Here is a 12,120-nt window from a genome sequence, read left to right as displayed (position 1 = left end):
AAAATCCCGGATGTTTTTCGCAAAGATGGTGGACTGTTCCAGGTCGCCCAGAGTCCGCTTTGCGGACGGACCGGACTTACGCTCCAAATCGCGACGGAACCACGCTTCAAACCCGTGCGACAACGGCAAGCTCCCCTGCTTCTGGCGTCCAGGGGTCTCCGGTCCTGACATCAAGAAGTGCCGTTACGACCATTCCCGCTTCGCGCACGTCGCGCGAGATCGTCTCGGGATCGAAGTACTGCATCCAGTTGAAAATCTCGAACCGGCGTTCCGGCGTCACGATCAGATAACGGTCGAGAGCGATCTTGTCGCGCTCATACAGAAAGGTGGTCTGAAAACCGAAATGGTCATCGGGTGACCAAAAGTCTCCCATGGGACGGCGGCCATAGGTCATCACCTCGGCGCGTTCTTCAAATTGCGGCGTGGTCGACACGTCGAAAACAAACGTACCGCCGGGGTTCAGCATGGCTTTAATCCGCTCCAGAAGAGCGCGTCGCTTCTGAGGTGAAAGCGTGCAGAAATCACACCAGATCAGGCTGACGATATCCTGCTCGTCGGGCAGATCGTCGATCAGATAGTCTGCTTTTCGGTATTCGATATCCAGTTTATGGGCGGCGGCTTCGGTTCTGGCATGGTCGAGGGAACCGACCGAGAAATCGACGCCAGTCACCCTGGCGCCTCTTGTCGCCATCCGCCTTGCATAAAGACCCGGCCCACAACCCAGATCACAGACGTTCTTGCCAGACAGGCCGATTTTCCGGTCAATCCATGCCACAGTGCCGTCGATAGTCTGGCTCTTGCGCGAGGCCAAGTCCGTGCTGTCGTCCAGATGCATTTTCAGCATTTGCTGCGCGATCCAAGGATCGGTCCAGAGCACATCGGTTGTGTAGCGGGAAAACGGCTCCGGTTTCCGATTGAGTTCATCCAGATCTGAATACACGCTGGTCGACTCCTCTGCTACGGTGTAGCCCGGCGGTGTCGTCTACTCGCATGGCGGCTTCTGGAACCCGGTTCAAGTCGCCCGTTCCCAACGGACTAGAAGCAGATGTTCGCGACTTGATCGCCGCCTAACCCAAGTTGGTTTCCAACCACTTCTCAAGCCAGTGGATATTGTACTCGCCGGTTTGCACGGCTCCTTCTTCGACAAGCGCAAGAAAGAGCGGAACCGTGGTGTCTACGCCGTCGACGATCAACTCTCCTAGGGCCCGACTCAGCCGTGCGAGGGCTTCGGGCCGGTCACGACCATGGACGATCAATTTGGCGATCAGGCTGTCGTAATAGGGCGGGATCGCGTAGCCGTCATAAAGTGCGCTATCCATCCGCACACCCAGACCGCCAGGCGCATGATATTGCGTTATCTTTCCGGGGCAGGGGGTGAAGTTCGGCAGCTTTTCCGCGTTGATCCGCACCTCGATGGCATGGCCATTCACGGTCAGATCCTCTTGTGCGAAGGACATCGGCTCGCCTGCTGCGACGCGGATTTGTTCGCGCACCAGATCGACGCCGAAAATCGCCTCAGTCACCGGATGCTCGACCTGAAGACGTGTGTTCATCTCGATGAAATAGAACTCGCCATTCTCATAGAGGAACTCGATTGTGCCCGCGCCCTCATAGCCGATCTCGGCCACGGCCTTGGCGCAGGTGGCGCCAATCTCGGCGCGAATCTCGGGCGTGATCGCGGGCCCGGGGGCCTCTTCAAACACCTTCTGGTGCCGCCGTTGCAGTGAGCAGTCGCGCTCGCCCAGATGAACGGCATTGCCGCGCCCGTCGCCGAACACCTGAACCTCGATATGACGCGGCGCCCCGAGATATTTCTCGATATAGACCTCGTCATTGCCGAAATTGGCCTTGCCTTCGCTGCGCGCCGTACGGAACGCGTTTTCCAATTCATCTGCTGAGCGGGCGAGCTTCATGCCCTTGCCGCCACCGCCGGCGGTCGCCTTGATGATCAGCGGATAACCGGTTTCTTCCGCCACCGCACGGGCCGCGTCCAGATCGGGCACGCCGCCATCGGAGCCCGGCACGCAAGGGACGCCCAGGGCTTTCATCGTGTCTTTGGCGGTGATCTTGTCGCCCATCATCCGGATATGCTCCGCCGAGGGGCCGATGAATTTGATCCCGTGATCTTCGACGATCTGCACGAAATTCGCATTCTCGCTCAGAAAGCCATAACCCGGGTGGATCGCCTCAGCCCCGGTGATCTCGCAGGCCGAGATGATCGCCGGCACGGATAGATAGCTCTGCGTGCCCGGCGGCGGGCCAATGCAAATCGCTTCATCGGCCATACGCACATGCATGGCGTCACTATCCGCGGTCGAATGCACCGCGACGGTGCCCACACCCATCTCGCGCGCGGCGCGGATGACGCGCAGCGCGATCTCGCCGCGATTGGCGATGAGAATTTTGGAGAACATGCGCCCGCCGCCTTATTCGATGATCATCAACGGGGCACCAAACTCCACGGGCGCGCCGTCTTCGACCAGGATACGTTTGACCGTCCCGCTTTTGGGGGACGGAATCTGGTTCATGGTCTTCATCGCTTCAACGATCATGAGGGTCTGGCCTTCGGCCACTTTGTCGCCGACCGAGACAAATGCCGGTGTGCCGGGTTCCGGCTGAAGATAGGCGGTTCCGACCATCGGTGAGGTGACTGCGTTCGGGTCTTGCGCAGGGTCGGCGGCAGGGGCCGGAGCAGCTGCATCCGCCGGGGCGGCGGGGGCTGCGGCCTGCGGAACAGGGGCGGCAACAGGCGCTGCGGCGGTGACCGCTTGAACCACCTGTTTTTGACGGGATACGCGAACATTCAGGCTGTCGGCCTCGCCATAGTCGCGTTTGACCTGCAACTCGGTCAGGTCGTTTTCATTCAGCAACTCGGCCAGAGCCTTGATAAAGGCCACGTCTCCGTCACGGGTGTTTTTGGTCATTTCGCTCCTCGCCCTTATCCCTGGCTTTGCCGCTCTTTACATGAGCCGTGGCGGGGAGAAAAGCGCTTGCGACGGGAAAAGCGCTCGGAACGTTCCCCTTTATCGGGCTGCAAAGAGTGCCCAGGAAACGCGCAAATCGGGGGGTCTGCGGGCATTTATCAGCAAAAATGGCCTGACAGAGAATTTACCATTTGATCAAAAAACCGATCCGTGCCAGCGTTTATTGGACAGCAGCCATTCGATCAGGGAGGGAAAACGCCCCATGACGAACAGCCCCTTTACCCCCGGCATCGCCCCGGGTCGGCTAGATGACGCCGAGTATGAGGCGAATTTCGCCGATCTACATGCGCCCCTGGACGGGCATGAGGCTCTTGTGGCCGCCGATCGATGTTATTTCTGCCATGACGCGCCGTGTATCACGGCCTGTCCGACGGAGATCGACATTCCGCTCTTCATCCGGCAGATCGCGACCGGTACGCCAGAAGCGGCGGCCAAGACGATTTTTGACCAGAACATTCTGGGCGGGATGTGCGCCCGTGTCTGTCCGACGGAGACGCTCTGCGAAGAGGCTTGTGTGCGGGAGTTGGCCGAGGGCAAACCGGTTCTGATCGGACAATTGCAGCGTTATGCGACCGACACCGTGATGGCGGCGGGCGTCCATCCCTTCACCCGCGCCGCGCCGACCGGCAAATCCGTCGCGGTGGTGGGGGCGGGGCCTGCGGGCCTGGCCTGCGCGCATCGGTTGGCGATGCATGGCCATGAGGTCACGATCTATGATGCGCGGCCCAAAGGCGGCGGGCTCAATGAATATGGGATTGCGGCCTATAAGACGGTGGACGGTTTTGCCGAGGCGGAAGTCGATTGGCTGATGAAGATCGGCGGGATCACCTTGGAGACCGGCAAGGCGCTCGGCGTCGATATGACGCTCGACAGTCTAAAGGCCGAGTTCGATGCCGTGTTCCTCGGTATGGGATTGGCTGGCGTGAATGCGCTTCGGGCTGACGGTGAGGATAAGGCCGGAGTTTTGGACGCGGTCGGGTTTATCTCCGATCTGCGGCAAGCGGGCGATGTCGCCTCGCTTCCAATTGGTCGCAATGTGGTGGTGATCGGTGGCGGGATGACCGCGATTGATGCCGCGGTGCAATCGAAGCTTCTGGGCGCGGAGAGTGTGACGATCCTCTATCGCCGCGACCGTGACGCGATGCCTGCGAGCCGTTACGAGCAAGATCTCGCGGCCTCGAAAGGCGTGCGGATCGTCTTCAACGCGATGCCAGTCGCCGTTCTGGGCAATGGCTCTGTCACAGCTGTGAAGGCGGAGTATACGCGTGCCGAGGGCCAAAGCCTGGTCGGCACGGGCGAGACTTTTGAAGTTCCTGCAGATCAAGTTCTGAAAGCGATTGGTCAGACCTTAGAGGGCACGCCTGATGGTTTGACGCTGGATGGTGGCAAAATCGCCGTAACTGGTGCCGGGCAGGCCAACGTGGCTGGCGTGTGGGCCGGAGGTGATTGTGCGTCGGGCGGCGAAGACTTGACGGTCACTGCCGTCGCCGAAGGGCGCGATGCAGCCGAGGATATTCACATCACATTGATGGGGGAGAACGGATAAATGGCTGATCTATCAACGAATTTCTTAGGCATCAAATCCCCAAATCCCTTCTGGTTGGCCTCTGCGCCGCCGACGGATAAGGAATACAATGTCGTCCGCGCCTTCGAGGCGGGGTGGGGCGGCGTGGTCTGGAAGACGCTTGGCGAAGACCCGCATGTGGTGAACGTCAACGGACCGCGCTATGGCGCGATCTATGGCGCCGACCGGAGGCTTTTGGGCCTTAACAATATCGAGCTGATCACCGATCGCCCGCTGGAGACCAACCTGCAGGAGATCAAGGCGGTCAAACGCGCCTGGCCCGACCGGGCGATGATCGTGTCCTTGATGGTCCCCTGCGAGGAGGCGTCGTGGAAACGCATCCTGCCGCTGGTCGAAGATACTGGCGCAGACGGGATCGAGCTGAATTTCGGCTGCCCGCATGGGATGAGCGAGCGCGGCATGGGCTCCGCCGTGGGCCAGGTGCCGGAATATATCGAAATGGTGGCGCGCTGGTGCAAGGCGAATACGCGGATGCCGGTGATCGTGAAGCTAACGCCGAACATCACCGATATCCGCTATCCGGCGCGCGCAGCGAAAGCGGGTGGGGCGGATGCAGTTAGCCTGATCAATACGATCTCGTCCATCACGTCGGTCAATCTCGACACGATGAGCCCGGAGCCCTCGATTGATGGTAAAGGCTCCCATGGCGGTTATTGCGGCCCGGCGGTGAAGCCGATTGCGCTCAACATGGTGGCCGAGATCGCCCGAGACCCCGAAACGGCCGGTCTGCCGATCTCCGGTATCGGCGGCGTGACCACCTGGCGCGACGCGGCGGAGTTCCTGGCACTTGGCGCGGGGACTGTGCAGGTCTGCACGGCCGCCATGACCTATGGCTTCAAGATCGTCGAAGAGATGAAGTCGGGGCTTAGCCAGTGGATGGATGAGCAGGGCTACACATCCATCGACGAGGTGGTGGGACGCGCGGTGCCGAATGTCACCGACTGGCAATATCTCAACCTCAACTATGTGGCGAAGGCCAAAATCAACCAGGATGCCTGCATCAAATGTGGTCGGTGTTACGCCGCCTGCGAAGATACCTCGCATCAGGCGATTTCGATGTCGGAGGATCGGGTGTTCGAGGTGATTGATGCGGAATGCGTGGCCTGCAATCTCTGCGTCAATGTCTGCCCGGTGGAGGATTGCATCACCATGGTCGAGTTGGAGCCTGGCGTGACCGACACCCGCACCGGCAAAGTGGTGGAAAAGGAATACGCCAACTGGACGACGCATCCCAACAACCCAGGGGCCTGCGCCGCCGAGTAAGTCAATTTGAGGCCCCAGACGGATGTTTGGGGCCTTTTTCAAATTCTATTTGAAGATAAAGTTTATCCTGGATAAAATATATCTACGAATCAGAAGGTGATGATCATGAAGCTTGGAGACGGTGTTGAGGCCGCCATTCACTGCGCCACAGCGCTTGCGGCCCTCGAAGATGGCGCGGTCATGCCCGGCGCGGCTCTGGCGGAGTTTCACGGGCTGTCCCCCAGCTATTTGGTGAAACATCTCAACGCCATGGTCGGTGCGGGGTTGGTGCACTCCATACCCGGTCGCAATGGCGGCTACCGACTGGCGAAGACGCCAGACGCAATCACGCTCTTGGATATCGTTCTGGCTGTCGAAGGCCCCGGTTTCGCATTCCAATGCCAGGAGATCCGCAGACGGGGGCCTAACCCCTTGCCGGAGGAGGTGTTTTCCAGCCCTTGCGGGATCAAACTGGCCATGCTCCGCGCCGAACGGGCCTATCGGGCCGCTTTGGCGGAAACGACGCTGGCCTCGATCATCGAGGACCACGTCAGCACGGCAGACTCAAGGGTGATGCAGCGCGGCTGCGCCTTTCTCGACCTGCATCAACGACCACAATCCACCTAACCCCTCACCCGAAAGGAGATACGATATGGAACCGCGCATCGAATACTGGGCAGCGGCCCCGGAGCTGATGAACGGGCATCTGGCCCTGAATACACAGATCGAGGCCTCCGGGCTTGAAAAGAGTCTGCTGCATCTGGTCAAACTGCGGGTGTCGCAGATCAATGGCTGCGCCTTCTGCGTTGATATGCACAGCCGCGAAGCCCGTGCCGATGGAGAGACCGAACAGCGGCTCTATCTGACCTCTGCCTGGCATGACAGTTTTCTGTTTTCCCCGCGGGAGCGTGCAGCCCTGGCCTGGGCCGAGGCGCTGACCCGTTTGGGGGATAACGGACCGGATGACGCGCTTTTTGCCGACACCCAATGGGAGTTCCCCGGCGACGAGATTGTGAAACTGACCACGGTCATCACCATGATCAACACTTGGAACCGGCTCTCGATTGCTTTCCGTGCGGTTCACGCCGCGCCGGAAAGTGCCGCCGCCTGATCAGGGGGTGAGCAACCGCCGATAAAGCGTTTCAAGAAACACGGGGCGGCGTCGAACGGATCGTCGTCGCTCATCAGCGTCCGGACCTGCACGTCGAAATCCGCATAATGCTGCGTCAGCGACCAGATCGAGAAGATCAGATGATGCGGATGAACCCGGGCAATTTGGCCGGCCTCCATCCAGCGGTTCAAGAGCGCCACTTTTTCGTCCACCAACTCTTTCAGGTCGGTGGCCAAGGCCTCTTGCATCCGGGGTGCGCCTTGCACGATCTCATTGGCGAAGAGACGTGACTCGCGCGGCATATCCCGGCTCATTTGCAGTTTGCGGCGCACGTAGCCAAGCAGTTCTTCGACCGGTTCGCCCTCTGGGTCCATCTCGCGGAGCGGATCAAGCCAAGTATCCATCAACTGGCTCAGCAGCGTGACGTGGATCGCTTCTTTCGAGGGAAAATAGTAGAGTAGATTGGGTTTCGACAGCCCCGCCTCGGTCGCGATCTGATCCAGTGTCGCCCCTCGGAACCCATGTTGCGAGAACACCTCCAGCGCGGCGTTCAAAATGGCTTCAGTATTCTTGCGCTGAATACGGGTGCGCGGCGGTTGAATATTCATACCATCACTCTGCCATTCCGCCCCCATGCGGGGCAAGTACCATGCAAGATGCGCCCAAACGAGCGTCATCTCCGCCCGTTTGGCCATCATTTGCCTTGCGATTGAGCAGATTCAGGCGTTCAATTTCTTGACTGACCATGCGCCTCTGCTAGCGTGATATTGACCAGATGGTCAAAACATTAACTCCAGCCGCCCGGTGGCGCACCGGCGCTGCCAGATAGGGTGGGCCCCATGGCACTCGACCGTTCCAATCCGAACGACCTCTCAGCGTTTTGGATGCCGTTCACCGCGAACCGACAGTTCAAACAGACCCCACGCATGTTTGTCGCCGCTGAGGGCATGCATTACACCACGGGCGACGGGCGACAGGTGCTGGATGGCACGGCCGGGCTCTGGTGCTGTAATGCGGGCCACAAACGGCCAAAGATCGTCGAGGCGATCCAGGCACAGGCCGCGGAGTTGGACTATGCGCCGGCCTTCCAGATGGGCCACCCGAAAGCCTTTGAGCTGGCGACCAGGCTGCGCGACATGGCGCCTGAGCCGATGGAGCATGTGTTTTTCACCAATTCCGGCTCCGAAAGCGTCGAAACCGCGTTGAAAATCGCCATCGCGTATCAACGCGCGATTGGGCAGGGGACACGGACCCGGCTGATCGGGCGAGAGCGCGGCTATCACGGGGTGAATTTCGGCGGCATCTCAGTCGGCGGGATCGTCAACAACCGGAAGTTCTTCGGCACTCTGATGACCGGCGTCGATCATTTGCCACATACGCATTTGCCGGATCAGAACGCGTTCACACGCGGCCAGCCGGAACATGGCGCCTATCTGGCCGAAGATTTGGAACGGATCGTTGCCTTGCATGGGCCCGAGACCATCGCGGCGGTGATTGTGGAGCCGATGGCGGGCTCCACGGGCGTTTTGATGCCGCCGAAGGGCTATCTGGAGCGGCTCCGCGCGATTTGCACGCAGCACGGCATCTTGTTGATCTTCGATGAGGTGATCACCGGATTCGGGCGGCTCGGCTCAAGCTTCGGGGCCGAGCATTTCGGGGTGATGCCGGATATGATCACCTGCGCCAAAGGCCTGACGAACGGGGTGATCCCGATGGGGGCGGTGCTGGCGACAAAGCAAATCCACGATGCCTTTATGACCGGCCCGGAGCATCTGATCGAGCTGTTCCATGGCTATACCTATTCCGGCAACCCAATGGCGGCCGCCGCCGGCCTGGCGACGCTGGAAACCTATCGTGAAGACGGTCTCTTTGAGCGGGCCGCGGATTTGGCAAGTTATTGGGAGGATGGGCTGCACTCCTTGCGCGATTGCCCGCATGTGATCGACATTCGAAACATGGGCCTGATCGGAGCTGTGGAACTGGAGCCGATTGCGGGGGAGCCGACAAAACGCGCCTTCCAGGCCTTCCTTGATTGCTATGAGAAGGGCGTGCTGATCCGCACCACCGGAGACATCATCGCGATGTCGCCGCCCCTGATCATCGAGAAGCCGCAGATCGATCAACTGTTTGGAACGCTCAGAGATGTGCTGATGGCTTTGGATTGAGACTGCGGCCGAGCCAAAAGAAATACTTGGGAGAAATCGATGTCGGCACCTGGCGAAAACCTGAAGATCAATGGCGAGCGTCTGTGGGACTCGTTGATGGAGATGGCCAAGATCGGGCCGGGTGTGGCGGGCGGCAACAATCGTCAGACCCTGACCGATGAGGACGGCGAAGGCCGCGCCTTGTTCCAAAGCTGGTGCGAAGCGGCTGGATGCGAGATGGGGCTGGACCAGATGGGCAATATGTTCGCCCGGCGCGAGGGAACAGACCCTGATGCGCTACCGGTCTATGTCGGCTCCCATCTCGACACGCAGCCGACGGGCGGAAAATATGATGGCGTTCTAGGGGTTCTTGGAGGCCTGGAGATCATCCGCTCGCTCAACGATCTCGGCATCAAAACCAAGCATCCGATTGTGGTGACGAATTTCACCAATGAGGAGGGGACGCGCTATGCCCCGGCGATGCTCTCCTCCGGCGTATTCGCGGGTATTCATACCCAGGAATGGGCCTATGACCGCGAAGATGCGGAGGGCAAAAAATTCGGCGCCGAGTTGGAGCGGATCGGTTGGAAAGGCGACGAAGAAGTGGGCGCGCGCAAGATGCACGCCTTCTTTGAATTGCATATCGAGCAAGGGCCGATCCTGGAGGCCGAAGGCAAAGAGATCGGCGTTGTGACTCATGGCCAGGGCCTGAGTTGGACGCAGGTGACGATCACCGGCAAAGACAGCCATACCGGCTCGACCCCCATGCCAATGCGCAAGAATGCTGGTCTCGGCATGGCGCGGGTTCTGGATCTGGTGGATGAGATTGCTTGGTCCCATGCACCGCATGCGGTTGGGGCGGCGGGGCATATCGATGTGTATCCCAACTCACGCAATGTGATCCCCGGCAAGGTCGTCTTCACCATTGATTTCCGATCGCCCGAGCTTGCGGTGATCGAAGATATGGAAAGCCGCCTTCAAGCCGGTGCATCTGAAATCTGCAAGGAGATGGGTCTGGAAGTAGCGTTTGAGAAGGTCGGCGGGTTCGATCCTGTAAAGTTTGACGAGGCCTGCGTGGCGGCAGTAAGGAGCGCGGCGGAACGCCTGGGCTACTCCCACCGCGATCTGATTTCGGGTGCGGGCCATGATGCGTGTTGGATCAACCGGGTCGCACCAACTGCGATGGTGATGTGCCCCTGCGTTGACGGGCTGAGCCATAACGAGGCAGAAGAGATCAGCCCGGATTGGGCCGCAGCGGGGGCGAATGTCTTGTTCCATGCTGTCGTCGAAACAGCTCAGATTGTGGAGTGATGACTTTGAAGAAATTCTTGATTTTAGGTGGCGTCTTGGCATTGGCGGCCTGCGAGCCCGCCCCGCCCGCCGACCCCAACGCCCCGTCGGTTGAGTTTTCCGAGGAAACGCTAGCGCTTTTGCCGCCGGGCCAGGATCTGCGGAATGTCGTTCTGCAGGACGACAATTGCTATTGGTATCTGCACAGCGGACCCGTCGAAGACACCTATATCCCGCTCTTGACGACCGAAGGTCGGGGCATCTGCACGCAAGCGCCGAGTTGACCGAAAGGGGAGAGATGACATGAGCAAAGTGATCAAGGGCGGCACAATTGTCACCGCCGACCGTCAGTTCAAAGCCGATGTGCTGATCGAAGGCGAGAAGATCGCTGAGATTGGTGAGAACCTCACTGGCGACGAGGTGATCGACGCAGAGGGCGCTTATGTCATCCCCGGCGGTATCGACCCGCACACCCATCTGGAAATGCCGTTTATGGGGACCACAGCGGCGGAAACCTTCGAGTCCGGCACCTTCGCGGCGGCGGCTGGAGGGACCACGATGCTGGTTGATTTCTGCCTGCCTGGCGAGGATGGCAGCTTGCTCACCGCGCTGGATGAGTGGGACCGGAAGTCGAAAGATCAGATCTGCACCGACATCTCGTACCACATGGCCATCACCGATTGGAATGAAAGCATTTTCAATGAGATGGAGGCCGTTGTTAAAGAGCGCGGCGTGAACACGTTCAAGCATTTCATGGCCTATAAGGGCGCGTTGATGGTGGAGGATGACGAGATGTATGCCTCCTTCAAGCGCTGCGCTGAGCTGGGAGCGTTGCCGCTGGTCCACGCGGAAAACGGCGATATCGTCCAGGAGTTGCAGAACAAATACCTGGCCGAAGGTGTGACAGGCCCCGAGGGGCACGCTTATTCTCGCCCGCCCGAGGTCGAAGGAGAGGCAGCGAACCGGGCAATTATGATTGCCGATGCGGCGGGCACGCCGCTCTATATCGTGCATGTGAGTTGTGAGCAGGCCCATGAGGCGATCCGGCGGGCCCGACAAAAGGGCATGCGGGTTTATGGCGAGCCATTGATCCAGCATCTGACCTTGGATGAAACGGAATATTTCAACAAAGACTGGCAATATGCGGCGCGGCGCGTGATGTCGCCACCTTTCCGGTCAAAGGACCATCAAGACTCGCTTTGGGCAGGTTTGTCGGCGGGCTCTTTGCAGGTGGTGGCGACCGACCACGCGGCCTTCACCGATGAGCAAAAGCGGATGGGGTTGGACAATTTCACGACGATCCCAAATGGGACCGGCGGGCTTGAGGAACGCATGGCGATGCTCTGGACCCGTGGGGTTGAGACTGGCCGTCTGACACCTGAGGAATTTGTGGCAGTGACCTCCTCCAACATCGCGAAAATCCTGAACATCTACCCGATGAAGGGCGCGTTGGTGCCTGGAGCGGATGCCGATGTGGTGGTTTGGGATCCGACGATTTCCAAAACCGTGCATGTGAGCACCCAGAAATCTATTATTGATTACAATGTCTTCGAGGGCATGGAGGTGACGGCGCAGCCCCGCTACACGCTCTCCCGTGGCGATGTGATCTGGGCGGTCAGAACTCACAGCCGCAGCCGGGCCGGGGCCGGTTTGTGAAACGCTCGCCATATGCCAGCGCGTCCAAGGCGCTCAGCAAATGGAAATCGCTGAACACGCCGCGGAAGATCGAGCGTAATCCAATGAACATTCCGAGCGGGTGTGATG

General features: G+C 59.7%; 10 protein-coding genes and 2 pseudogenes. 8 read left to right on the top strand and 4 right to left on the bottom strand.

What is annotated here, in order from left to right; genetic code table 11:
- Nucleotides 1–106: 106 nt before the first annotated feature.
- The 3 genes from QTA57_RS16975 to accB form a co-directional block, all read right to left on the bottom strand.
- A complete protein-coding gene (locus QTA57_RS16975) occupies nt 107–940 on the bottom strand; it encodes a class I SAM-dependent methyltransferase (protein WP_290152690.1) in 834 nt (277 codons plus the stop codon).
- 127 nt (nt 941–1,067) lie between these two features.
- Nucleotides 1,068–2,414 carry an acetyl-CoA carboxylase biotin carboxylase subunit gene (gene accC, locus QTA57_RS16970; protein ID WP_290152689.1) on the bottom strand — a complete coding sequence of 449 codons (1,347 nt, stop codon included), beginning with the start codon at nt 2,412–2,414 and terminating at the stop codon, nt 1,068–1,070.
- Between the two features lie 12 nt (nt 2,415–2,426).
- Nucleotides 2,427–2,924, bottom strand: coding sequence for an acetyl-CoA carboxylase biotin carboxyl carrier protein (accB, locus tag QTA57_RS16965; RefSeq protein ID WP_290152686.1), 498 nt, complete (start codon nt 2,922–2,924; stop codon nt 2,427–2,429).
- 262 nt (nt 2,925–3,186) lie between these two features.
- On the opposite strand from accB, the gene QTA57_RS16960 reads away from it, so the two are divergent.
- The 4 genes from QTA57_RS16960 to QTA57_RS16945 all read left to right on the top strand — a co-directional run bounded on the left by QTA57_RS16960 (nt 3,187) and on the right by QTA57_RS16945 (nt 6,922).
- A complete protein-coding gene (locus QTA57_RS16960; protein ID WP_290152684.1) occupies nt 3,187–4,530 on the top strand; it encodes an NAD(P)-dependent oxidoreductase in 1,344 nt (447 codons plus the stop codon).
- Nucleotides 4,531–5,832, top strand: coding sequence for an NAD-dependent dihydropyrimidine dehydrogenase subunit PreA (preA, locus tag QTA57_RS16955; protein WP_171558286.1), 1,302 nt, complete (start codon nt 4,531–4,533; stop codon nt 5,830–5,832).
- Nucleotides 5,833–5,937: 105 nt separating this feature from the next.
- Nucleotides 5,938–6,438, top strand: coding sequence for an RrF2 family transcriptional regulator (locus QTA57_RS16950; protein ID WP_290152681.1), 501 nt, complete (start codon nt 5,938–5,940; stop codon nt 6,436–6,438).
- Nucleotides 6,439–6,463: 25 nt separating this feature from the next.
- Nucleotides 6,464–6,922, top strand: coding sequence for a carboxymuconolactone decarboxylase family protein (locus QTA57_RS16945; RefSeq protein WP_290152680.1), 459 nt, complete (start codon nt 6,464–6,466; stop codon nt 6,920–6,922).
- Here QTA57_RS16945 and QTA57_RS16940 read toward each other — a convergent pair.
- Nucleotides 6,923–7,530, bottom strand: a pseudogene (locus QTA57_RS16940) (TetR family transcriptional regulator C-terminal domain-containing protein).
- A gap of 231 nt (nt 7,531–7,761) precedes the next feature.
- Here QTA57_RS16940 and QTA57_RS16935 point away from each other — a divergent pair.
- The 4 genes and pseudogenes from QTA57_RS16935 to hydA form a co-directional block, all read left to right on the top strand.
- Complete coding sequence (locus QTA57_RS16935) at nt 7,762–9,087, top strand: aspartate aminotransferase family protein (RefSeq protein ID WP_290152678.1); 1,326 nt, start codon at nt 7,762–7,764, stop codon at nt 9,085–9,087.
- A gap of 39 nt (nt 9,088–9,126) precedes the next feature.
- The gene (locus tag QTA57_RS16930) at nt 9,127–10,377 is read left to right on the top strand and encodes a Zn-dependent hydrolase (RefSeq protein WP_290152676.1); all 1,251 of its coding nucleotides are present in this window, start codon (nt 9,127–9,129) and stop codon (nt 10,375–10,377) included.
- Nucleotides 10,377–10,640, top strand: coding sequence for a hypothetical protein (locus QTA57_RS16925; protein WP_171558296.1), 264 nt, complete (start codon nt 10,377–10,379; stop codon nt 10,638–10,640). Before QTA57_RS16930 ends, QTA57_RS16925 begins: the two co-directional genes overlap by 1 nt.
- A 19-nt stretch (nt 10,641–10,659) precedes the next feature.
- Nucleotides 10,660–12,113 (top strand): annotated as a pseudogene (gene hydA / locus QTA57_RS16920) (dihydropyrimidinase); the annotation flags it as partial.
- Nucleotides 12,114–12,120: the final 7 nt, after the last annotated feature.

This window comes from Fontisubflavum oceani, from assembly GCF_030407165.1.
GTDB classification, from domain to species: Bacteria; Pseudomonadota; Alphaproteobacteria; order Rhodobacterales; family Rhodobacteraceae; genus Rhodophyticola; species Rhodophyticola oceani.
The sequence above is the reverse complement of the archived record's forward strand: the minus strand, read 5'-3'. Positions and strand labels throughout refer to the sequence as shown.